Annotated in this window: 22 protein-coding genes; 9 read left to right on the forward strand and 13 right to left on the reverse strand. The window is 69.3% G+C overall.

Annotated elements, in window-relative coordinates; genetic code table 11:
• The first annotated feature begins 64 nt into the window (after positions 1–64).
• From NXI30_08385 to NXI30_08395, 3 genes are all read left to right on the forward strand, one after another.
• On the forward strand, positions 65–1,240 hold the full coding sequence (locus tag NXI30_08385) for a glycosyltransferase family 1 protein (protein MCR9094220.1): 1,176 nt from the start codon (positions 65–67) through the stop codon (positions 1,238–1,240).
• Positions 1,241–1,442: 202 nt separating this feature from the next.
• Positions 1,443–2,870: an alginate export family protein gene (locus tag NXI30_08390; GenBank protein MCR9094221.1), complete on the forward strand. Its 1,428-nt coding sequence runs from the start codon at positions 1,443–1,445 to the stop codon at positions 2,868–2,870.
• Between the two features lie 251 nt (positions 2,871–3,121).
• Positions 3,122–3,358, forward strand: a complete 237-nt coding sequence (locus tag NXI30_08395; protein MCR9094222.1) for a hypothetical protein — start codon at positions 3,122–3,124, stop codon at positions 3,356–3,358.
• 176 nt (positions 3,359–3,534) lie between these two features.
• Here the strand turns inward: NXI30_08395 and NXI30_08400 are convergent, their stop codons facing one another.
• Both NXI30_08400 and NXI30_08405 read right to left on the reverse strand, forming a co-directional pair.
• Entirely contained in the window at positions 3,535–4,368 is an 834-nt protein-coding gene (locus tag NXI30_08400) for a sugar phosphate isomerase/epimerase (GenBank protein MCR9094223.1), read from the reverse strand.
• A gap of 61 nt (positions 4,369–4,429) precedes the next feature.
• Positions 4,430–4,786, reverse strand: coding sequence for a TraR/DksA C4-type zinc finger protein (locus NXI30_08405; protein MCR9094224.1), 357 nt, complete (start codon positions 4,784–4,786; stop codon positions 4,430–4,432).
• A 124-nt stretch (positions 4,787–4,910) separates the two neighbouring features.
• Between NXI30_08405 and modA the strand changes: the two genes are divergently transcribed.
• The 3 genes from modA to modC are packed head-to-tail and all read left to right on the forward strand — an operon-like array spanning position 4,911 to position 7,467.
• Complete coding sequence (gene modA, locus NXI30_08410) at positions 4,911–5,654, forward strand: molybdate ABC transporter substrate-binding protein (protein ID MCR9094225.1); 744 nt, start codon at positions 4,911–4,913, stop codon at positions 5,652–5,654.
• A 3-nt stretch (positions 5,655–5,657) separates the two neighbouring features.
• On the forward strand, positions 5,658–6,341 hold the full coding sequence (modB, locus tag NXI30_08415; protein MCR9094226.1) for a molybdate ABC transporter permease subunit: 684 nt from the start codon (positions 5,658–5,660) through the stop codon (positions 6,339–6,341).
• On the forward strand, positions 6,331–7,467 hold the full coding sequence (modC, locus tag NXI30_08420; GenBank protein ID MCR9094227.1) for a molybdenum ABC transporter ATP-binding protein: 1,137 nt from the start codon (positions 6,331–6,333) through the stop codon (positions 7,465–7,467). Before modB ends, modC begins: the two co-directional genes overlap by 11 nt.
• Before the next feature lie 55 nt (positions 7,468–7,522).
• On the opposite strand, the gene NXI30_08425 is transcribed toward modC, so the two are convergent.
• From NXI30_08425 to NXI30_08445, 5 genes are read right to left on the reverse strand one after another with little or no spacing between them, the layout of a single operon-like run.
• A complete protein-coding gene (locus tag NXI30_08425) occupies positions 7,523–7,969 on the reverse strand; it encodes a copper chaperone PCu(A)C (GenBank protein ID MCR9094228.1) in 447 nt (148 codons plus the stop codon).
• 14 nt (positions 7,970–7,983) lie between these two features.
• The gene (locus NXI30_08430) at positions 7,984–9,570 is read right to left on the reverse strand and encodes a PQQ-dependent sugar dehydrogenase (protein MCR9094229.1); all 1,587 of its coding nucleotides are present in this window, start codon (positions 9,568–9,570) and stop codon (positions 7,984–7,986) included.
• Positions 9,571–9,607: 37 nt separating this feature from the next.
• Positions 9,608–10,852, reverse strand: a complete 1,245-nt coding sequence (locus NXI30_08435) for a cytochrome P450 (GenBank protein MCR9094230.1) — start codon at positions 10,850–10,852, stop codon at positions 9,608–9,610.
• Complete coding sequence (locus tag NXI30_08440; protein MCR9094231.1) at positions 10,849–11,187, reverse strand: hypothetical protein; 339 nt, start codon at positions 11,185–11,187, stop codon at positions 10,849–10,851. Before NXI30_08440 ends, NXI30_08435 begins: the two co-directional genes overlap by 4 nt.
• A 10-nt stretch (positions 11,188–11,197) precedes the next feature.
• Positions 11,198–11,995 (reverse strand): glucose 1-dehydrogenase, encoded by a 798-nt coding sequence (locus NXI30_08445; GenBank protein MCR9094232.1) that lies wholly within the window; start codon positions 11,993–11,995, stop codon positions 11,198–11,200.
• Positions 11,996–12,078: 83 nt separating this feature from the next.
• Here NXI30_08445 and NXI30_08450 point away from each other — a divergent pair, with 83 nt between their 5' ends.
• Positions 12,079–13,200 (forward strand): hypothetical protein, encoded by a 1,122-nt coding sequence (locus NXI30_08450; GenBank protein ID MCR9094233.1) that lies wholly within the window; start codon positions 12,079–12,081, stop codon positions 13,198–13,200.
• Between the two features lie 74 nt (positions 13,201–13,274).
• Here the strand turns inward: NXI30_08450 and NXI30_08455 are convergent, their stop codons facing one another.
• Positions 13,275–15,020 carry a cation acetate symporter gene (locus NXI30_08455; protein MCR9094234.1) on the reverse strand — a complete coding sequence of 582 codons (1,746 nt, stop codon included), beginning with the start codon at positions 15,018–15,020 and terminating at the stop codon, positions 13,275–13,277.
• 2 nt (positions 15,021–15,022) lie between these two features.
• Entirely contained in the window at positions 15,023–15,271 is a 249-nt protein-coding gene (locus NXI30_08460) for a DUF4212 domain-containing protein (GenBank protein MCR9094235.1), read from the reverse strand.
• A 153-nt stretch (positions 15,272–15,424) separates the two neighbouring features.
• Here NXI30_08460 and NXI30_08465 point away from each other — a divergent pair, with 153 nt between their 5' ends.
• Positions 15,425–16,621, forward strand: a complete 1,197-nt coding sequence (locus NXI30_08465) for a cytochrome P450 (GenBank protein ID MCR9094236.1) — start codon at positions 15,425–15,427, stop codon at positions 16,619–16,621.
• A 7-nt stretch (positions 16,622–16,628) separates the two neighbouring features.
• Here the strand turns inward: NXI30_08465 and NXI30_08470 are convergent, their stop codons facing one another.
• Genes NXI30_08470 through NXI30_08480 form a run of 3 tightly spaced genes read right to left on the reverse strand, consistent with a single transcriptional unit; the run spans position 16,629 to position 19,636 of the window.
• Positions 16,629–17,693, reverse strand: a complete 1,065-nt coding sequence (locus NXI30_08470) for a M23 family metallopeptidase (protein MCR9094237.1) — start codon at positions 17,691–17,693, stop codon at positions 16,629–16,631.
• Positions 17,694–17,741: 48 nt separating this feature from the next.
• Positions 17,742–18,842 (reverse strand): PEP-CTERM sorting domain-containing protein, encoded by a 1,101-nt coding sequence (locus tag NXI30_08475; protein MCR9094238.1) that lies wholly within the window; start codon positions 18,840–18,842, stop codon positions 17,742–17,744.
• Positions 18,839–19,636: a glutathione S-transferase family protein gene (locus NXI30_08480; protein ID MCR9094239.1), complete on the reverse strand. Its 798-nt coding sequence runs from the start codon at positions 19,634–19,636 to the stop codon at positions 18,839–18,841. Before NXI30_08480 ends, NXI30_08475 begins: the two co-directional genes overlap by 4 nt.
• A 209-nt stretch (positions 19,637–19,845) precedes the next feature.
• Here NXI30_08480 and NXI30_08485 point away from each other — a divergent pair, with 209 nt between their 5' ends.
• Positions 19,846–20,928 carry a hypothetical protein gene (locus NXI30_08485; protein ID MCR9094240.1) on the forward strand — a complete coding sequence of 361 codons (1,083 nt, stop codon included), beginning with the start codon at positions 19,846–19,848 and terminating at the stop codon, positions 20,926–20,928.
• A 166-nt stretch (positions 20,929–21,094) separates the two neighbouring features.
• Here the strand turns inward: NXI30_08485 and NXI30_08490 are convergent, their stop codons facing one another.
• The gene (locus NXI30_08490) at positions 21,095–22,420 is read right to left on the reverse strand and encodes a hypothetical protein (protein MCR9094241.1); all 1,326 of its coding nucleotides are present in this window, start codon (positions 22,418–22,420) and stop codon (positions 21,095–21,097) included.
• Between the last annotated feature and the right edge of the window lie 300 nt (positions 22,421–22,720).

Raw genomic sequence — 22,720 nt, forward strand, 5'->3', positions numbered from 1 at the left:
AGGGTCGTCCCCGGTTCGAGTCGATGGGTGCGTAGACTCGCCACATCACACTGGGGGGTGTCCAATGAGGATCGCGATCTTTTCCGAGGTCTTCCTACCGAAGATCGATGGCATCACGAACCGGCTGCGTCACACGATCGATCGACTCGTCGACGGCGGCCACGAAGTGCGGGTCTTCGGCCCGCTCCACGCGCAGGGCAGCTACCGCGGCGTCAAGGTCGTCCAGGTCCCGGGACTGCCGCTGCCGCTCTACCCGGGACTGCAGATCACGCATCCGGATCCGCGCGTCGCGTGGGAGCTCTTCAAGTTTCGTCCCGACGTCGTCCATGCGGTCGGCCCCGCGAGCCTCGGCGTGCTCGGCTCGATCACGGCCCGCGCGCTCGGTCTTCCGCTCGTGGCGTCCTACCACACGGATCTGCCGGCCTACCTGCCGCGCTATCTGCCGCGCTGGGGCCTCGGCTTCGCCCAGCCGGCGATCTGGCCGGTGATCCGCGCGGTTCACGGCCTCGCCCACCTGAATCTCTGCCCTTCGACGGTGACCCGGGAGGAGCTCGAGTCGCACGGCATCGAGCCCGTCGGGATCTGGCGCGGTGGCGTCGACACGGAGCGCTTCCGGCCGAAGGCGGCGAGCGCGACGATGCGGCTTCGCCTCACGGAGGAGGTCCGGCCCGACGCCGTGAAGGCGCTCGCCGTCTACGTCGGTCGCGTCGGCGCGGAGAAGGGGCTGGATCGACTCTTCGAGCTGCACGACGCGATTCCCGGGCTGCACGTCGCCGTCGTCGGCGACGGGCCGGATCGGGAGCGCCTCGAGAAGATGGCCAGGGGAAGACGGTTCGTGTTCACCGGCTTCCTGCGCGGAGACGACCTCGCGGCGGCCTATGCGAGCGCGGATCTCTTCTTCATGCCGTCCACGACGGAGACGCTCGGTTTCGTGGTGCTCGAGGCGATGAGCTCCGGCACGCCGGTCGTCGCCGCGCGCGCGGGCGGACCGCTCGACCTGATCATCGACGGGGAGAACGGTCTGCTCTACGAGCCGGACGATCCCGCCGAAGCGATCCGGCAAGTGAAGAAGCTGCTCCACAACCCGAGCCAGCGACGCCATCTCGGGGCCCAGGGCCGAAAGGCGGCCGAGCGGAGGACCTGGGACGAAGAGACGCGCCGACTCCTCGACCACTACGAGACGGCGATCGACCTCGCGAGTCGTGGCCAGGACGCGCTCCACGGCGATGTGAGGCACTAGGTCACGCCGACGACGCGACCCCCTCTGCACGCTCCGTCCTGCGTGCCGGCCGGGTCGATCGGCCCGAACCCCGATCGGCCCGGCCCTCCGCGTCGGGCCCTCCGCGTCAGGCCTTGGGAAGGGTCCGATCGGTCGCGTTGCGAGCCGGAATCCCCCTACCTAGACTGCGGCGCCGCGATTCCCCACCTCGCTGGAGTGCCCGTTGCCGACCTTGCCGCGTCTCTCTCGATCCCTCCCGCTCGTCCTCGCCAGTCTGCTCGTGATGGCCCTGCCTGCTCAGGCCGGTTGGAAGCTCGATGACGTGATCGGCTCGGACACGATCTCCCTCTCGTTCGAACATCGGAGCCGCTACGAAGGGCTCTCGGACCCGTTCCGGGTGGCCAACCGGGGCAAGGCGTACACCGACGTCTTCGCGATGCGGACCCTGCTGCACGCGAAGGTGAAGCTGCCCGAGGGTTTCAGCGTCGGCGCGGAGCTGATGGATTCGCGTGCCTTCCTCTCTTCCGATGCGGTCCTCAACACGACGACGGTGAACCCGGCGGAGCTCCTCCAGGCCTACGTCCGCTGGGACGGCGACGCCCTCGGCGGAAAGCTCCGCGCTCGGCTCGGACGCATCACGATGGACGTCGGCTCGCGGCGCTTCGTGGCACGCAACCGCTACCGAAATACGATCAACGGCTTCACCGGCATCGATCTCGACTGGCACGGGAAGGGCGCAGACGCCGGCCGCAACTTGCGCGTCTTCTTCACGCTGCCCGTCCAGCGTGAGCCGAACCCTCAGTCCTCCGCGAACCGCCGTCGCCGCCTGCGCGACGACGACGTGGTCTTCGACCGCGAGGACTTCGACAACCTCTTCTGGGGCGTCTTCGCAGCGCGGGACTTCGATGCGCTCTTCGGCGTCGACGGGGTGCGCGGCGAGCTCTTCCTGTTCGGGCTGCACGAGAGCGACAGCGGCAGTCGTCCGACCCGGAACCGCCAGCTCTACACGCCGGGCTTCCGACTCGTTCGGAAGAAGGCGAAAGAAGTCGTCGACTTCCAGATCGAGGCGACCCTCCAGGCCGGTCAGTCCCGCACGTCGGCCTCCTCGACGAGCGAGAAGGACCACCTGGCCGGCTTCGTCCACGGGACACTCGGCTACACCTTCGACGCGCCGGCCACGCCGCGCCTCGCGTTCCAGCTCGATTGGGCGAGCGGTGATTCGAGCCCGAACGACGGAAACAACGAGCGCTTCGACACCCTCTTCGGGGCGCGGCGTTTCGAGTTCGGCCCGACGGGCATCTACGGTCCCTTTGCGCGGGCGAACCTGATCACGCCCGGGCTCCGCGCCGAGATCAAGCCCTCGGACAGCGTGACCGCCTTCGCCATGGCGCGCTCGTTCTGGCTGGCCTCGAAGACCGACGGGTGGACCACCTCGGGCGTGGTCGATCCGCGAGGCTCGTCCGGCGATCACATCGGGACGCAGATCGAGTTCCGCGTGCGATGGCGGATCGTCCCGGAGACCGTCCTCCTCGAGGCGGGCTACGCCCATCTCTTCACCGGCGAGTTCATCGACACCAACTCCACGTCGTCGACCTCGAACCGCCAGGGCGACTCCGACTACGTCTACACCCAGGCGAAGATCAACTTCTGACCGCGGTCTGAACGCGGTCGAGGTTCGAGGTCCACCGCCGGGTTCGTCGGCAGGTCTGCACGTTCGCAGTCCTTATGTGGCGTTCGTGTGAATTTGTGAATTCACGCGCTTCGAATCGGGGTGGTTCCGCCAGCTTTCGGCCGATTGCGAATCGATGTTTCATTGAAATCGTCACGGAATCGCCGCAGCAAGTTGACGATTCGGAGAAGGTCTTCATAATGTCGTGACGCGAGCGAGCCGATCCTGTGTCCATGAACGTTTCCATCACACGCTCCAGAACCGCAGGCATCGGGCGAAGCGTCCGGCGGCACTTCGACCGCCGGCAAGTGATGCGTGAAGCGTCGCGAGCCAACTCCCCCAGGCAACAAGAGGTCGGAACCATGAAGGCCATCCAGAAGATCGAAACGGGAATCTGCATGACGATCGGCGCCCTGCTCGCCACGGGCTGGGTGCTGGCGATCGGCGAACTCTTCGCCCATACGGTCTAGTCAGACCCTCCCGATCGGGTCTCCTGGCGAACACGCCTCGGGAAGCCCTGCGCTCGGCGCGCGGCCCGGGCGAGATCCCGCCGCGCCACGCACGGCCGCGCACGATCGGCATCTACCCCGACGCCCCGGAGATCCCCGTGATCTCCGGGGCGTCGTCGTCTCGGGCGACCTCCGGATCAGCCGCGCCCCTGGCTCAGGCCGAGCGCGACGAGGTGGTCGGCGCTCTTCCGGAGCGCTTCGAACACGTCGCTCGCGCACTCGTCGAGCTCCACGATGTGCCAGTCCGCATGGACGGCCGCCCGTGCGCAGGCGGCGACGTCGACGCGGCCCTCGCCGAGCGCGACCTGCGGCTCGCCGAGCACGCACGACCCGTCCTTCAGGTGGACACGGCGGGCGCGCGGGCCGAGCGCCTCGAGGACGGCGACGGGGTCTTCACCTGCGGTCTGCGCCCAGTAGGTATCGACTTCGGCGTTCACCCGGTCGTCGACCTCCGCCCAGAAGACGTCCCAGGCGGAGCCTTCTTCGAAGCGGACCTCCCACTCCCAGTGATGGTTGTGAAAGCCGAGGGCGATCCCCCGTTCGGCGGCGCGATCGGCGGCGGTGCCGAAGCGATCGATCGCTTGCCGTAGGACGTCGAGGTCGGCGTGTGCGTTCGCCGCGCCGGGCAGAGCCATGAAGCTCGCGAGGACGAGCTGGTCGGTCCCGATCGTCTCCGCGAAATCGAGCACGGCCTGGGCGGTTTCGCCTTCGGGTAGCGGTGCGTGCAGGCTCGCGACCCGGAGACCGAGTTCGTCGAGGAGCGCGCGGTAGCGGTCGGCCTCCGGGAAGGGCACGCGCATGTCCTCCGGAAGCGCCTCGAGCGGAACCGGTCCGAAGATCATCGGCTCGACGCCGACGTATCCCAGCTCGGCCAGTCGGGCATGGGTCCCCGCGAAGTCCTCGATCAGCTGGCGGCGGACGCTGAACAGATTCACCGCGAGGGGGCGAGGGGCGAAGGGTTCGTCGGACATGGGGGATCCTCTCTTCGCTCGCAGTGGACCTGCCGTGCTCGACGGCGCGGCGTCGTGTCGGTCAGGCGCGCTCGCGCGCGGTCTGGCAGTCGATGCAGGTGTGGGATTCGGGGCGGGCACGGAGGCGGGCGAGGCCGATGTCTTCGCCGCACGCACGGCATTCGCCGAACTCTTCCTCGCCAATCCGCGCGAGGGCGGCACGGACGGCCTGCCGCCGGGCCTGTTGGGCGGCCCGGTTGGCCTCGGCCATCTTCTGCTGCTGGATCGCATCGATCCGAGACACCCGCCCGATCGCCGGGGGGTCGAGCTCCACCGGGCGCGCGGCGTCCGCGGCGCTCTCGAGCCCCTCGTCGAGCTCCCGGGCGAGGGTCTCGAGCAGGCCCCGCAACTCTTCCTTCTCCGAATCGTCGAGGGGCAAGGGATCTCCGGGTGGGCGCGGGAAACCGCGCGGCAAAAGCGTAGGGGGCCGTGGGTCGCGCCGCCCGCGGGCCCGTGGCTGCTAGCCTCGACCCGTGACGCGATCTGCCCGAGGAAGCCGCCCGATGACGCTGTGGATCGCCTTCCTGGTTCTGCTGCCCCCCATGGTCGGCGGCGCCGAGGAGGTGGTCGTCGCCGTCGCGAGCAACTTCGCCCCGGTGGCCGAGGGGCTCGCCGAAGACTTCGCCGCGTCCACCGGACACGAGATCACCCTCGTCGCGGGCTCGACCGGGAAGCTCTACGCGCAGATCGTGCGCGGCGCGCCCTTCGACGTCTTCCTCGCCGCGGACACGGCTCGTCCCGCGCGACTCGTGGCCGACGGGCAAGCGATTCCGGACGCCCGCCGCGTCTACGCCGTCGGCCGACTCGTTCTCCTTGGCCGCGCCGACGACTTGCCGACGCAAGTCGGTCCGGAGCTCCTCGCGACGGGGACGTTCCGGCACCTGGCGATCGCGAATCCGTCGCTCGCGCCCTACGGCGTCGCCGCGCGCGAGGTCCTGCGGGCCCTCGAGCTCGACGTGGTCCTCGCGGATCGACTCGTCTTCGGCGAGAACATCGGCCAGACCTTCGCCCTCGTCGCGAGCGGCAACGCCGAGCTCGGCCTCGTCGCCCAGGCCCAGGTCATCGGCGACCCGGCGCGCCGGTCGGCCGCTTGGCTCGTGCCCGCGCGCCACCACGCCCCGATCCGCCAGGAGGGCGTCCTGCTCGCGCGGGCCGCCGAGAAAAAGTCGGCACGTGCCTTCCTGGACTATCTCGCCACGGACGAGGCGAGGCGCGCGATCGAGGCCGCGGGCTACGAGGTGCCCTGAACGATGTCGTTCGCTTCCGTCGATCCGACACCGATCTGGATCACGCTCCAGCTGGCGGCCTGGACGACGGGCCTCCTCTTCATGGTCGGCACCCCGATCGCCTGGTGGCTCGCGCGAACCGAGTCTCGCGCGCGACCTCTGGTCGAAGCGGTGACGGCGCTGCCGCTGGTCCTGCCGCCGACGGTGCTCGGGTTCTACCTGCTGATCCTGATGAGTCCCGAGGCGCCCCTCGGCCGGCTCTGGCTCTCGGCGACGGGCGACACGCTCACCTTCTCGTTCTCGGGGCTGGTCGTGGCCTCGATGATCTATTCGCTCCCCTTCATGGTGCAGCCGCTCGCCGCCGCCTTCGAGGGGGTCGGACGGGGGCCGATCGAGGCGGCGGCCAGCCTCGGCGCGTCCCCCTTCGACGCCTTCCTGCGTGTCGCCGTGCCGCTCTCGAGACGCAGCTTCTTGACCGCTGGCGTGCTCACCTTCAGTCATACCCTCGGCGAGTTCGGCGTCGTGTTGATGGTCGGGGGCAACATCCCCGGCGCCACCCGGGTCCTCTCGATCGCGATCTACGATCACGTCGAGACGCTTCGCTACGCGGAGGCCCACGCGTTGGCGGCGGGGCTGCTCGTCTTCTCGTTCGCCGTCCTGGTCCTCGTCTACGCCTTCGACCGGAGGGCCCGCGTCCGTGTCGGCTGAGCGCGAGCAAGCGCGGGCTTCCGCGTCCGCCGAGCCCGAGGCCTGGCTCGACTTGTGCGTGCGGGTCCTGCTCCCGGACTTCACCCTCGAGGTCGACGAGCGGATCGAAGCCCGGGGCGTGACCGCGCTCTTCGGGCCGAGCGGGAGCGGGAAGACGACGCTGCTCCGGGCGATCGCCGGGTTCGAGCGACCGGTCCGGGGCCGCATCAGCCTGGGGGACGACGTCTTCTTCGACGCGGACGGGGGGCGCTTCGTGCCGCCCCACCAGCGCCCGATCGGCTTCCTCTTCCAGGACGCCCGGCTCTTCGACCATCTCGACGTCGCGGGCAATCTCGACTTCGCCGCGCGCCGGCGTGGGCGCGGGGACGCGCGCTTCGCCGCGTCGGACGTCGTGACGAGCCTCGATCTCTCGTCCCTGCTCGCGCGTCGCGTAGAGGGCTTGTCGGGCGGGGAACGCCAGCGCGTGGCCCTCGCGCGGACGCTCCTCGCCGGACCCGAGCTGCTTCTGCTCGACGAGCCGCTCGCGGGCCTCGACGTCGCCCGCAAGGCGGAGATCCTTCCCTACCTGGAAGCGGTGACCCGCCGCTTCGCGATTCCCACGCTCTTCGTCAGCCACGATCTCGACGAGGTGGTCCGACTCGCGGATCGGGTCCTCGTGCTCGCGGACGGGCAGGGCGTCGGAGAGGGGCCGACCGCGGAAGTCGTCGAGCGCCTCGATCTCTCCCGTCTCGCCGACCGCCAGGAAGCCAGCGTCGTCCTCGAAGGACGAGTCCTCCGCCACGACGAGCGACTCCACCTCACGCAGGTGGACCTGCACGGCGACACGGTCTCGCTTCCTCTGGCCGATCGCCTCGTGGAGGGGGATCCGGTCCGCCTGCGGGTCCTGGCCCGGGACGTGGCGATCGCGATCGAGCGGCCGGCGGGACTCTCGATCCGGAACGTGCTGCCCGGCCGGATCACGGCGATCCGCCACGAAGGCGCGGGGGCGTCCGACGTGACGATCCAGCTCCGTGAGGATCACCTGCGCGCCCGACTCACGCGGGCGGCGGTCGAGGAGCTCGAGCTCGCGGAAGGGCGCGAAGTCTTCGCGCTGGTGAAGAGCGTGAGCCTCGATCCGGGACGTTAGGCGGACGTCGTGGCGCGATCGTCCCTGGGCGTCGGACGCCCAGGGACGCCGCGGCTCATTCGTCCTCGACGATCGCCTCGAAGGGGACCTTCTCGCCGTCGGCGAACTCGAGGATGATCTCGAGCTTCTCGCCACCGGTCAGCGTACGCGGGGACATCAGCCGGAGGAAGAGGCCGCGATCCACGAAGGCGACGTCACCGCCGGCGGGCACCGGCATACCGCCGGGCATGGGCTCGGAAGACCACTGTCCGTCCTCGTCGACGGCGGTGCGCCGGATGGACACCTTCTCGGCGCAGTCGCAGCTCGCGCCGACGATGGTGCGCGTCCGCGTACTGCCGTTCCGGAGCACGAAGTAGACGCTCGGGGCTTCGTCGGCGAAGGGCAGGGTGACCCGTCCGTTGGCGACACGAATCTCGCCCGTGTCGGCGGCGGCGACCCCGGTCCAGGTCGCGAAGGTCACGGACACGAGAAGGAGGGCGGCGATCAGTCGATTTCTGCGCATCTTCGGATCCTCGATCATCGTTCTGCGGGCTCGATCCGCAGGATCATGCTCCCCGAGCGATGCTCGAGGAGGGCGATCAGTTCCCCGTTCGGTCCGACCTCGACGTCACGGAACCGGCCGAGCGCTTCGATCAGGGTCTCGCGCGCCCGCTCGCCGTTCTCGTCGACGACGTAGCGCCAGAGATCGCCCTTCGAGAGCGTGCCGACGATCAGGTCGTTCTGCCACTCGGGGAAGAGCGCGCCGCGATAGAAGACGATGCTCGAGATGCCGGGCGAAGGCGTCCAGTCGATCGTCGTCGGGGTCAGATCCGCCGGGTCGACCTCGAGTCCGAGCTTCTTCGCGTAGGGCAGGGGGCGCCCGTCGTAGTCCACGCCGCGCGAGACGACCGGCCAGCCGTAGTTGCGCCCCGGCAGGAGCAGGTTGGCCTCGTCTCCGCCGCGAGGTCCGTGCTCGGTCGACCAGAGGAGTCCCGTCGCCGGGTCGAAGTCGAGCCCCTGGGCGACGCGATGGCCGAGGGTCCAGATCGAAGCGAGCGCGTCCGGAACGTCGACGAAGGGATTGTCGTCCGGCGTCCTGCCGTCGTCGTGCATCCGCATCGTCTTGCCGTCGGGCCGCGAGAGGTCCTGGACGCCCGAGTAGTCGGTGTAGTGGCCGACGGTCAGGTAGACGTAGCCCCGATCGTCGAAGGCGATCCGAGCACCGGCGCCGTTCTCGGCGCCGTCGATCTGGTAGGTCCCCTTCGGCGCTTCCCAGATCGTCTCCTGGTCGATCCAGCGATGGCCGTCGAGGCGGCCGCGGACGAGCCGGAGCATCGCGGCGCTCTTCCCGGACGCGCGGCTGGCGGCGTTGCAGTCGTCGCAACGATCGCCGTAGACGAAGTAGATCCAACCGTTCTCGGTGAAGTTCGGATGGAGCGCGACCTCGTGGGCCCAGCCGGTTCCGGTGTAGGCGGTGCCGCGCAGGACGGAGTCGTTCCAGATCCGCGGGGTGCCTTCGACGAGCGTGATCGCCCGACCATCCGCCTCGACGATCGAGAGGCCCTGCATCTTCTCGGTCACCAGGAAGCGCCCGTCGGGCAGGGGCGCGATCGAGTAGGGCTCGGTCAGACCGGTGTAGATCGTCTCGATCCGGAGCGCGTAGTCTTCCGTGGGGATCGGCTCGGTCGGGATCGAGGGGACGGCGCCGACGCCCTGGCCTTCGGCACCGCGGTCGCCGTGCCGCTTCTCGAGCAGGTAGATGGCCAGGCCGCGGATCTCGTCCGGGGGAAGCACGTCGCGCCAGGCGGGCATGTCCGACTCGGGGACCCCCGTCGCGATGCTCGAGACGAGGGCCTCGAGGGTGTCGCCGTCCTTCAGCTCGCCGAGCAGGGAGGGGCCGAGGGCGCCGCCCTCGTGGCCACGTCCGTGGCAGACGGCGCACTGGGCCTGGTAGATCGCACCCATCTCGTCGGGCAGGACCCAGGCGTCGCGGCCGGGATCGCCTTCCTCGCCCGCCGGCTCGTCGATCGGCGTCGCGCGTGGCGGTTGGCAGGCGGCGAAGAGGAGCGTGATCGCCCACCCCAGGAAGAGGGCGGACGCCGGGCGGAGGGCGCGCGTGTGCATGACCTCCGAGTATAAACGGCTCGGCCGCGCGTCGGGTCTACCAGGCGACGGAAAGCGAGGCGAGGCCGTGCACGTGGAGCTGGCCCTTGTAGACCGGATCGCCCGCCAGCCGCAGCCCCGGCAGGCGCTGGGCGAGGGCCGAGAAGGCGTGCCGGAGTTCGAGGCGGGCGAGGGACGAACCCAGACAGAAGTGGGCGCCCATCCCGAAGCTGTGGTGGTCGATGTCGTCGCGCTCGATGTCGAGGGTGTCTGGATCGCGATAGCGAGCCGGGTCGCGATTCGTAGCGCCCCAGAAGAACATGACGGTGTCGTCCTTCCGGATCGTGCGGTCGTGGAAGGGCACGTCCGCTGCGGCGAATTTCGTCGTCATCTGGACCGGCGTATCGAATCGGAGCAGCTCCTCGACGGCATTCTTCTCGAGGGCCGGCTGCTCTCGCAGCAGCCGGAGCTGGTCCGGATGACGCAGGAGCGCGAGCGCCCCCTTCGCGATCATGTTGGCGGTCGTCTCGTGTCCCGCCTGGAAGAGGAGCAGGCCCGTCGAGACGATGTCGGCGTCGGAGAGCGCCGCGCCCGTCTCGCGTTGGAGGGCGACGAGGCGGGAGATCAGATCGTCGCGGGGCTCCGCGCGTCGCGCGTCGATCAGGGACTGCATGAAGTCCATGAACTGCCGGGCCGCTTCGTTTCCTGCCGCCTCCATCTCGGGCGAGAGGTCCCCGCCCTCGTCGGCGCGCTCGGAGAACGTGCGGGACCAGGCCTCGATGGACGGAACGGCTTCGAGCGGAACGCCGAGGAGCTCGCAGATCACGGTCACCGGGATGCGGAACGCGTAGTCGCGAACGAGATCCATCTCGCCGGCTTCGAGCCGCTCGTCGATCAGGCGATGCACGAGCGCCTCGATGTGGGGCTCGAGCTGTCGGACGGATCGCGGGGTGAATCCGCGGTTCACCAGGCCGCGCAGCTCGGTGTGTCGCGGCGGTGGCATGAAGGCGAACATGCCGCGCATCGCCTCGATGAAGGGCCCGCCGCTCCCCATGCCGGCCATCACGAGCTGGCGATCGTCCTTGATCAGCGACGCGTTCCGCACGAGCAGCTCGTCGTCCTCGAAGCGCGTGATCACCCACGGGTTCTGAAGCCGCGGGAAGTCGGCGCGGAAGACCGGCGCCGCTGCGCGGAGCTGGTGATAGAGACGAACCAGATCCCCGCCCTGGGACCCCGTGGTCAGGATCTCCTGGAAGAGGGCGTTGGGGTCGTCGGGGAGGTCTTCGTAGGGCAGGGCGCTCATGACCATTCTCCTCGGTGTTCGAAGAGCAGCGTCACCGGCAGCGGGTCGAGCTCGAGCAGCTCACTGTGGGTGCGGTCGCCGCTCGTCGCATTGATCCGGTCCCGCATCGCTTCCACGTCGTCGCATTCGATCTCGTAGAGCGCGAGGAAGCGCCGGCCGTCGATCGAATCCAGGCCGGGGATCAGCTGATGCGGGCTCGCCTCCCACCGGGTCGCCTTCACGATCCCGTCGAGGGCGAGGAGCTCCTGCACGTGGAACTCGTACCAGGCATGGAAGTCGTCGACCCGCTCGGGGTCGGTCGTGCTCGAGGCCACGAGCATCAGGGCGCGGGGCATGGCGTCCTCCTCACTCCGATCCGGGCGGTGCGCCCGGAATCGGTCCCTTGACCTTCATACCGGCGGTGATCCCGCCGTCGAGATCGAAGTCGGCCCCGGTATAGAAGGCGCTGTCGTCCGAAGCGAGGAAGGCGACGGTTCCGGCGACGTCCTCGACGCGTCCGCGTCGTCCGATCGGCGGCGGATCGTGCCGCTCCTGGAGTTCACGCATCTTCGCGATGTCCGGCACGAAGGGCTCGACCATCTCGTTGCTGCCGGCGGCCGGGTTCACACAGTTCACGCGGATCCCGTAGCGGCCGAGCTCCAGCGCCGCGACCTTGGTCAGGCCGCGGACGGCGAACTTCGAAGCGCAGTAGGCGCTCGTGCCGCCCGCCGCGTGATGGCCGTCGATCGAGGAGATGTTCACGATCGATCCGCCGCCGTTCTCGCGCATCGGCGCGATCGCCGACCGGACGCCCAGAAACGTGCCGATCTCGTTCACCCGGACGAGCCGGAGGTAGTCTTCGACGTCCGTGTGTTCGATCGGGGCGATGTGGATCACGGCGGCATTGTTCACGAGGGTGGTCAGCGGTCCGAACGCGGACTGTGCGAGGGCGATGGCCGCACTCCAGTCGCCTTCTTTCGTGACGTCGCCGTGGGCATAGCGCGCGCGTTCGCCCAGATCCTCGGCGACGGCCCCGCCGAGTTCGTCGAGCAGATCGACCAGGACGACGCAGGCGCCGTCGGCGACGAGTCGCCGGGCGATCGCTTCGCCGGATCCCCGCGCCGCGCCGGTGACGATCGCGGTCTTGCCTTCGAGTCGGTCCATCGAGCCTCCCGGGATCTGCTCCCTCAGGTCCGATGGTGGCAAGCCGAGCGCGCAATGCCATCCCGATCGGCTACGATCGTCGCATGGGGTCGAGAGGGAGAAGAGCGCGCCGCGTGGTGGCGCTGATCGCGATGCTGAGCCTCCTTGCGGGCTGCGGGGGGCGGCTCGGGCCGGCGACCGTCTCGCTCACGCGCACCCACTACAACGTGGCGGCCCAGGAGACGAGCGCGGAAGAGCTCCTGCTGAACCTGGTTCGTCTGCGCTATCGCGACTCGCCCTACTTCCTCCAGATCGCCTCGCTCTCGACGAACATGCGCGCGGCCGCGGGCCTCGGGAGCGAAGCCTCCTTCGTTCCGAACGGAGCCGACAGCCGGCTGCTCTCGGGCACCTTGTTGATCGAGGAATCGCCCACGATCACCTACACGCCGCTGGTCGGCGACCGCTTCGTGACCCAGCTGCTCGAGCCCGTCGCACCCGAGATCCTGCTGCTCCTGTCCCACGCGGGATGGTCGATGGACCGTTTCCTTCGGCTCTTCGTGCAGGAGATCGGCGGGGTTCCGAACGCGCCGACGGCGTCGGGACCGACGCCGTCGACGGAGCCGGTCTTCGAGGACTTCCTCCGGGTCGCCGAGCTGCTGCGAGTCCTGCAGATGCGTCGACAGCTGCAGCTGATCGGTGGATCGCTCGGAGGCCGCGGCGCCGAGACGCCGCAGCCCACCGAACAGGGTGTCCTTCTCAAGTTCGCGCCGGAAGCGATCGAATCCGACGAGTTCCGGGAGCTCCAGGGGCGGCTCGGCCTCGAGCCTGGTCGTGAGATCTTCGAGCTCGTGAGCGGGATCGGCGCGCGTGCGCCCCACCGCATCAACCTGGTTCTGCGTTCGGTGCTCTCGTCGATGTTCTACGCATCGCACGGCATTCGCGTGCCCGAAGACGACCGGCTGGCGGGGCGTGTCACCACGACGATCTCGCGGGACGGGGACGCTTTCGACTGGGGTCGCGTGACCGGATCCCTGCTCGACGTGGAGTCCGGCCGTCCGTCGGAGCCGGCGTACGCGTCGGTCCGCTATCGCGGCCACACGTTCTGGATCGACGACAGGGACCTCGATTCGAAGTCGACCTTCACGATGCTGAACCTCGTGCTCGCGTTGCAGGCCGGAGAGCTGCCGTCCGGTGGTCCGATCCTCACGCTTCCGGTCGTTCAGTAGGCGAGGGCGTTCGTCCCGCAGCCGGCCTGCGCGGAGGGGCTCGGGAGGGCGTCGCGAATCGCGAGACGGCCCGCTCAGCTCGGCACGCGGATCCGTTCGACCAACGCGTGGACGTCGTCCGAGGGCGGGGGCGTCCACGCGGACACGCCGAGGGCGACGGCGAAGTTGAGGCCCGCCCCGACGGCGCCGATCCCCTCCGGAGAGATCCCGAAGAGCCAGTTCTCGGCGACGTCGGCGGCCATCGGTTGGATGACGATTCCCTTGAACCAGACGATGTAGCCGAGGGTGAAGAAGAGGCCGGCGAGCATGCCGGCGATGGCGCCCTGCTTGTTCACGCGGAAGGAGAAGATTCCGAGGAGGATGGCCGGGAAGAGAGAGGCGGCGGCGAGGCCGAAGGCGAGGGCGACCACCTCGGCCACGAAGCCCGGCGGGTTGTAGCCGAGGTAGCCGGCGAAGAGGATCGCGACGGCGGTCGCGGTCCGACCCGCTTTGAGCTCCCCGGACTCGCCGATGTCCGGGCGGAAGACGCCCTTCAGCAGGTCGTGGGAGACGGCGGCCGAGATCACCAGCAGGAGCCCGGCGGCGGTCGAGAGGGCGGCGGCGATCCCGCCGGCGGCCACCAGGGCGATCACCCAGTCGGGCAGGCCCGCGATCTCGGGGTTCGCGAGCACGATGATGTCCCGGTCGACCCGGAGCTCGTTGCCGGCCCAGCCGTGGCGCGCGGCCTCGGCGGCGAAGGCGGCGTTCGTGTCGTCGTAGTATTGGATCCGCCCGTCCCCGTTCCGATCCGTGAACGCGAGAAGCCCCGTGTCCTCCCAGGTCCGGAACCACGCGGGGCGATCCTCGTAGCGGAGATTCGCCGTCGCTTCGAAGACGGGTCCTTTCTGGATCGTCTCGGTCAGGTTGAGCCGGGCGAGGGCGCCGACGGCGGGGGCCGTTGTGTAGAGCAGCGCGATGAAGAGCAGTGCCCAGCCGGCGGACATGCGCGCGTCGCGCACGCGGGGGACGGTGAAGAAACGCACGATCACGTGGGGCAGGCCGGCGGTCCCGATCATCAGCGCCAGGGTGATGAAGAAGACGTCGGTCCGGCTCTTCGACCCCACCGTGTAGGCGGCGAAGCCCAGATCCGTCACGACCTGGTCGAGCTGGACGAGCAGCGGAACGCCGTCGGTGCCTTCCACCGTGCTCGCCATCGCGACCTGCGGCAGGGGTTGTCCGGTGACCTGCAAGGAGATGAATACGGCGGGGACCGTATACGCGAAGATCAGCACGCAGTACTGGGCGACCTGGGTGTACGTGATGCCCTTCATGCCGCCGAGGACGGCGTAGACGAAGACGATCGCCATGCCGATCAACAGACCGACGCCGATCGGGACCTCGAGGAAGCGCGAGAACACGATCCCGACCCCGCGCATCTGCCCGGCCACGTAGGTGAAGGAGATGAGGATCAGGCAGACGACGGCGACGACGCGGGCGGTCTGGGACTCGTAGCGTTCGCCGATGAACTCCGGGACCGTGAACTTCCCGAACTTGCGCAGGTAGGGCGCGAGGAGGAGTGCCAGCAGGACGTAGCCGCCCGTCCATCCCATCAGATAGACCGAGCCGTCGTAGCCGAGGAACGCGATCAGTCCCGCCATCGAGATGAAGGACGCTGCGGACATCCAGTCGGCGGCGGTGGCGAGCCCATTGGCGACGGGATGGACCCCGCCGCCAGCCACGTAGAACTCGCCGGTGCTGCTGGCGCGACTCGCGATCGCGATCCCGATGTAGAGGGCGAAGGAGGCACCCACGACGAGATAGGTCAGGGTCTGGAGATCCACGCCTAGTCCTCTTCCACGCCGTGCTCGTGATCGATCTTCCCCATGCGCCAGGCGTAGAAGAAGATCAGCGCGACGAAGACGTAGATCGAGCCCTGCTGGGCGAAGAAGAAGCCGACCTGCAGGCCGCCCCACTCGATCCGGTTCAGCCAGTCGAGACCGAGGATCCCGAAGCCGAAAGACACGAGGAACCAGACGGCGAGGCAGAGCCCCACGAGACGCAGGTTGTCCTGCCAGTAGGTGGTCTTGCGCAAGAAGAGGCTCCTGATTCGCGCGGACCGGGACGGCGGCGCGGGCGATCGCCATCCGGAGTCCAGCGGATCGCGCCGTTGGGGGCAACCCTGCGGATCGTCGTCGCAGGAATGCTCGAGCACCTACAATGAGGGACGCAACCGCCTGGAGTTCCGATGTCCGAGTCCCTGGTCTTCAATCCCTTCAGCTACGAGATGCACGAGGATCCGTACCCGACCTACGCGCGGCTTCGGGACGAGGCCCCCTGCCACCACAACGCGGAGATGGACTTCTGGACCTTGTCGCGCTTCGACGACGTCCTCGAAGGCTACCGGGACTGGGAGCGCTTCACGTCGACGAAGGGCGTGGCCCTCGAAGAAGTCGGGTCCGGAAGTGCGCCGTCGATGATCGGGATGGATCCGCCCGTCCAGACGAGGCTCCGCAAGCTGATCGTCCGGGAATTCAACCCGAAACGGGTGGGGGCGCTCGAGCCGCGGATCCGCGCATTGACGACCCGCTTCCTCGACGAGCTCGTCGAGTCCGGGGCGTGCGATCTGATCGAGCGCTTCGCGGCGCGCTTGCCCTCCGACGTGATCTCGACGCTTCTCGGCGCGCCGTCCGAGGATCACGAGTCGCTCCGGACCTGGACGGAGACCATGATGCACCGTGAGGACGGCGTGTCGTCGATCTCCCCCGCAGCTTCCGAAGCCTCGGGGAATCTGCTTCGCTACTTCGCCGATCTGATCCAGCGGAAGCGGAAGAAGCCGGGGGCGGACCTGATCTCCGGACTGGTCGAGGCGGAACTCGAGGGCCGGCGGTTGGACGATCGCGAGATCCTCGGTTTCTGCTTCCTGCTCATCTCCGGCGGCAACGAGACGACGGAGAAGCTGATCGCGAACACCGTGCACCAACTCTCCCGTCATCCGGCGCAGAAGGCCGCGATCGTCGAGGACCCGGGGTGGATTCCCGCGGCGATCGAAGAGTCGTTGCGCTTCCGCAGCCCGACCCAGTACATGGTCCGGGCGGCGACCCGCGACGTCGGGCTACACGGACGCACGATTCCCGCCGGCGATCGCGTGGTGCTCCTGATCGGTGCCGCGAATCACGACCCGCGCCGCTTCGACGAGCCGAATCGCTTCGATCTCCACCGGAACGCCGTGCAGCATCTCGCCTTCGGTTTCGGCCCCCATTTCTGTCTCGGCGCACGGCTGGCGCGACTCGAGGCGCGCGTCGCCATGGAGGAGATCCACGCCCGGCTGCCCGACTACGAAGTCGACGAGTCCGGTGTGAGCGTCGTCCATGCCGGGAACGTGGCCGGGCTCGCGACGCTCCCGATCCGCTTCAGTCCGTCGGCGCCGATCGGTTCGGCTTGATGCGTGGCTAGCGTCCGCAGACGAGGTTGCAGGGCAGGTCCACGTGGAGGACCGCCCCGTTGGCGCAGTGGCACGCGCCATCCGCAGCGCGTCGGGACGCTCGCGCCGGCGCTGCCTGCGCCGGCGCGGCCGGACTCGGACCCTCGCGCGGGCTCTCGAAGGCGAGCTCGCCGGGCATGCACTGGCTCCCCCCGGAGCTCGGACAGCCGGGTTTGTAGACGAGGCCCGCGACCGGCGTGAATCCGCGCGGCGTCCCGTTCCAGAACTTCACCGGGATCGTCTGTCGCTTGCCGTCGCGCCGGAGCTTGAAGACCTCGAAGTGGAGGTGCGGGCCGGTCGAGAAGCCGGTGTCGCCGGAGAGGCCGATCAGGTCCCCCTGTCGAACGCGCTGTCCGACCCGGGCGGGGCCGCCGTGTCGCAGGTGCGCGTAGATCGCGAAGGTCCCGTCGCGGTGTTCGATCACGACCCGGTTGTCCTTCTCGAACTCCCCGGTTCGCGTTCCGCTCGCGACCATGTCGTTGATCACCTCGACGATCACGCCGCCGCGGCTCGCCAGGATCGGCGTGCCCCAGGGCATCGGGAAGTCGAGGGCATAGGCGCCGAGCCCCTTGTGGCTGAACTTGCCGTTGTAGCCCTGGCTGATGCCGCGCCGCGTCCCGCCGCCGAAGGGCATGCGGTAGTGACGCGAGTCGTCGTGGACGGCGTTCGGATTCCCGCGCAGCATCGTGAACTTCGTCTCGTGGGCGTAGGCACGTCGCTGGTCGACGATCGCCGCGACCCCCGCGTCGTAGCGCCCGCCGGGCTCCGCGCGGAGGGCGAAGGGCAGGGGCTGCAGCGGGCGGAGGTTCTCGAGGGTCGTCGGCTCTACGACGATCCAGGTCGACGCCTTGCGCCGACTCTGGATCTGGAACGTCACGAACTCTCCGCGGCGCACCGTGCGCAGGCACACCCGATCGTGGCAGGTCCACTCGGACGTCTCCTCGGTCGACGCCGCCGCGGCGTCCGCCAGCGGGCCGACGGCACCGGAGAGGAGGACGAGAGCCAGGGTCGGGACGAGGTCGGCGACGCGCATGCGTCGCGTATCGGAGCCCCCGCTTCGTGGCTTGAAGGTCCGCGCGCGCTAGTCGGCGGGGGCCGGCGGGAGGACGATGACCCAGGCCTCGGTCGCGCCCTCGGGGTTTCGCCCCGTCCCGGCGATCGTTCGTCCGTCGTCGGAAATCGCCTCGGCGCGCTCGAGGTGCCAGTCCTTCGGGATGTCGATCCCGTTCGCGCCTGCGACGGCCTCGACCGAGCGGAGGCCACGCGTTCGCGACCAGACGAAGGCCTCGCTCCCGCGCTTCGTCGTGCCGCGCCCGACGATCCATCGGCCGCCCTGCGAGACCGCGAGCGCCTCGCTGTCGTGGGCGCCTCCGGCGAGGTCGCCCAGGCCCCGCAGGCCGCCTCGAACGCTCCATCGGAAGGCTTCCGGCCCGCGCGCGCTCGTCCCGACCCCGACGACGACGCTCGCGTCCGGCGCGATGCCGCGCGCCTTGCTCTCGAAGGCGCCTCCGGAGAGGTCGCCGAGTCCGCGCGGCGCTTCGCCCTCGCGCCAGAGGGTCGCCTGCCACCCGCGCTCGGAGCTCGCGCCCCCGACGATGCTCTTTCCGTCCGCCGAGACGTCGTCTGCGCGGCTGCTCGGACGTCCACCCTCGAGGCTTCCGAGGTCGACCATGCCCGTATCGCGGGTCCAGCGGAACGCGCGCGGCCAGGTCCGGACGCTGCGGATCGCCTGGGCCGTACCGACCGCGACGGATCCGTCCCGGGAGACACCGATCGCGTCGTTCGAGAAGATGCCGCGAGGCAGATCGCCGAGGCCGAGCATTCCTTCACTCGCGCTCCAGCGGAAGCCCTCTTTGCCGGAGGAGGACTGGCTGGTCCCGACCACGACGCGACCGTCGCCGGAGATCGCGGTCGCGCGACTCACTCGCGCGCCGCCCTCGAGATCGCCGAGGGCCACCAGACCGGCGTCGGCATCCCAACGGAAGCCCTCCTCGCGATCGAACTCGTCGACGATCGACGCGCCCACGACGAAGCGCCCGTCGGCGCTCAGGTCGAGGGTCCGGCTGGCGAAGGCGCCGCCCGGGAGATCACCGAGCGCGTGGAAGCCCGCGGCCGTCTCCGCGCGAGCCGCACCCGACGAAGCGCAGAAGAGCAGCGTGAGGAGGAGGATCCGTCGAATCACGGCGCCTGACGGGCCGCCGCGGCCTTCTCGACCTCGGCCCGGACCGCTTCGCCGTTCGCACGGAACATCGCGAGCACCGGCTCCGGGAGCCAGTCCGTCACCGACTTCGCGAAGGTCGGAAGCGACTCGACGCGTGCGAACCAGTCGCCCACCCGCGGTCGGGCCTCGACGAGCGTGTCCATCGCGAGATGGCGTAGGCGCAGCACGTACGGCAGGGCCGCCGCGTCGGCGAGTCCGAAGGTCTCGCCCGAGAGCCAGGGTTGCCCGGCGAGGGCCGCGTCCATGTCGTCGAGGAAGTCGAGATGGGCGTGGAGCGCGCCGACGAACTCGGGGGCCTCGACGCCGTGCTCGATCACCGAGCGACGCCGAGCGCGCTGGGCCGGGTCCGGGATCGCGGCGAGGTTCTTTTCTCGGACCTCTTCGGGCTGCTGGAGAAGAATCGCGCGCGGGCCGATCGCGAAGGTGATCACGCCGCATTGCGGATGCACCGAGTCGATCATCCTGGTCCACAGCCGGACGGCATGTCGTCCGGCCGGGTCCGTCGGCCGCAGGGGCTTCTCCGGATAGGCCTCGTCGACGTACTCGTTGATGAGCGTGCTCTCGACGAAGGCGCGGCCGTCGTCGACGAGGGTCGGGACGACGTGGCTCGGATTCAGCTTGACGTATTCGGGGTCGTGCTGACCGCCGCCGATCAGATCGATCTCGTGGGAGGTGTAATCGAGACCCTTGGCGTCGAGGACCAGGCGGACCTTCTGGGAGCAGGTCGAGGCGGCGTTGTGGTAGAGCTCGAGCATGGTGGGAGCGTAGCGTGCCGCGGGGTTCGCTCGGCTCGCACCCGGTCGGTATCTCTCAATGGCGACGACCGGCCAGCCGACTACCCTTCGAGGCGCACTTCTTCGAGACGCACGGTTTCGAACCGCGTTGGGGGACGCACTCGGCCGGACCATGGGGGATCCGCTCGAATCGCCCGCGAGCCCCGCGCAGAGAGTGGGGAAGCTTCGACGTGGCACCTGGGAATCCGGACGACGCGACATCGACCCGGCGTTGGCTTCCGCTCGCGGCCGGCGGCGCCCTGGCCGTCGGCGGCTTCCTGGTCGGGCAGTGGTCGGCCGCGGTCGACTCGATCCCCCACGACGTCGCTGCCGAGGACATCTCGGCGGAAGAGATGGAGGCCGCCCTCGACCACGTGATCCGGGTGCCTCTCGCCTTCGAGCGGTCGCGGGAGCTGATCCGCCTGCTCGAACGACTGACCCCCGAGAACATCGGCGGCGCGCTCCAGGTCGTGGCCGAGCACCAGGAGCTCTGGGATCCGGTCGACCTCCAGCTGCTGACCTCGGCCTGGACGGCGATGGATCCGATCGGTGCCGCCGAAGAGACGCAGACCTGGGTGCCGGAGATCCGGAGCGAGGTCGCCTTCCGGCTGGTGATCCGCGAATGGGCCACCGGAGATCGACAGCTCGAGGCCGTCGAATACGTCCAGACGCTGCCGGACGAGCGACTCTATGCCCTCGCGGGTGGCCCGCTCATTCGCGGCTGGGCCCTGTCCGGCGACGGCGACTACGCGCTCGAGATGGCGCGGCTGCTCTGGGACAGCCGGACCCGACTCGACGTCGTGGACGGATACTGTCGCGGCGTCGTCCAGAGCGAGGGGCCTGATCGGCTCCTCGAGATCGTGGAGGCGCTCGACCCCGCGCTCGAGGATGCCTTCGATCAGCGGCTGGCCCGGATCGGCCTGATCGTCGCCGCGCCTCTGCGTCCGGAGAAGGCGGCGGCGCTGCTTTCCAAGCTCATTCCGGGGGACGAGGAGCGGCAGGCGCGCTTCGAACCGGTCGTGCCGCGGATCGCCTCGAGCTGGCAGGACGAGGGCTTCGAGGCGCCGGCGGATTGGCTCGCGACGCTGCCCTCCTCGCGGTCGCGCAACAACGCGCTTGCGGCCCTGCTGCGCGACTGGCGGGCTTCGGCGCCCTCCGAGATGGGCAGCTGGTTCGAGGCCAGTCCGCTCGATCCGCAGCTCAAGGGCGACCTGCGGCGCGCGCTCGCGCCGCGCAAGGCGCGCGAGGTCGAGGTCGAGGCTGAGGCTTCCTGACCGACGTGCGGGTGGGCTCCGGCGGTCGAAGGCCTGAGGCTGGCGGCCGCCCACAAAGAAAGAGGCCGCCTCGACGATGTCGAGACGGCCTCTTCTTGGACTGTGCTTCGAGCCGACCCAGCCGTGAGCGGATGCTCAGGAGAGGGGGGCTCTCAGCCGGTTCCGCTTAGCGGCGACCGCGGCGAACCGCCATCGTGCCGAGCAGGCCGACGCCCGCGAGCAGCGCCACCGCCGAAGCGGGCTCCGGGGTGAACACGAGGTTCATGCCGGAGAGCTGGGCGTTGATCTGCTGGCCACCCGTCGCGTCGGTTCGCTTGGAGTAGGAACCCGCCACGAGGCCGACGTTGCGGCGGAGACCCGTCGCGAACGAGGACACGGCGTCGTGTCCGTCACCGATCATGGTGTTGGTGTCGAGGATCGTCGCCGCACCCGCCATCCGCGTCGCCTGACGCGTGATGGTGATGTTGCCGGTCGTCCAGGCATACATGTGCTTGTTGGACGTGGCGCTCGGGAGCGGGAACGGGCCGGGGCCACCGTTGGTGTCGAAGCCGACGACGATGTTGCAGCCCGGCGGCAGCGCGGGGGCCGCCGTCGAGGTGCAGAAGCCGCCCGGGAGCGGGTTGTGCGGGTCGAGACCGAAGGTCTTGAGCGTACCCGGAGCCTGGCCGCCCGCGACCACGTAGTTCCAGCCCGCGCCGTTCCGGATCGCCGGGTTGCCGAGGATGCCGTCACCGAGCGGGTTGACGCCGATGACCGGCGCCTGGGCGGGCGTGCCGAGGGCGTCGATGTTCGGGCCACCGATGAAGAGGTCGCCGCCACCATCGAGGAGGAGCGTCGCCGTACCGGAGAAGCCGTTACCACCGCTGTAGGTGACAGAGACGCGCTCGAGACCACCGTTGAACGTGTCGGTGATGGTCGTGTTGATCGCCTGGCGATACTGGTAGTTCGGGTCCGTCGTGGCGAGGCCGTTGTTCTGGCCGAACGCGTTCAGGTTGCCGACGGAGAACACGCGGTTCGCGAAGGCGCGGGTGTCGGCGTTGCCGACGAAGCCGCTGGCGCTCTCCGTGAGACCGCCGTTGAGGGTGCGGTCCGCACGCGGAGCGCTCGCCATGAACGAGGTCACGAGGTAGATCGCGACGTTGCCGAGCACCTGCGCGTCCTGGGTCCTCGTCTGGTTCATGAAGCCGGCCGGGAGCGTGAACGCCGAGCCGACCGCGCGCGGATCGCCGACGATCGAGGTCGCGCCGGGAACGCCGATGACGGGCGCCGTCGTGTTGCCTGCGCCCTGACCGAAGAACGCCTGTCGCTTGAAGTGGCAGCGCGCGTTGTCCGCGGAAGCGTCACAGGCCACCAGCGGCTGGTTCTGCGGGATGTTGATGATGATGCCGTTCGTCTCGTGGTAGTTACCGGCGAGCCCGACCGCGCCGGCATTCCCAGCGAAGCCAGCGATCATCGCGACGGCGAGTGCGCCGCGAAGCCAGTTCTTGAACATCGAGTTTCTCCTTCAGATTGAATTCGTCGGAAGCTCAGGTCGGGTCGCTCTCGTCACGCGTACGACCCGCTTGCACTTCCTCATCCGCCTCGCCGAGGCGCGGCGCATGTCCTGTTCGGAAGGGGCCCATGGCCCTCATTCCATCTCTCTCTTGATCTTGATGTGACCAGGGGCATCCGTTCGTCGCGGATGCCCCATGTCCCCCATTTGTCCCTGACGGTGATTCTGATGCGAATCGCCCCCGGGAAGAAACACGCTGCACCCTATCACGGCCGCCTGTGCGACTGGTGAGAATTATCA

Source organism: bacterium (assembly GCA_024742285.1).
Lineage (GTDB): Bacteria > Myxococcota_A > UBA9160 > UBA9160 > UBA4427 > UBA4427.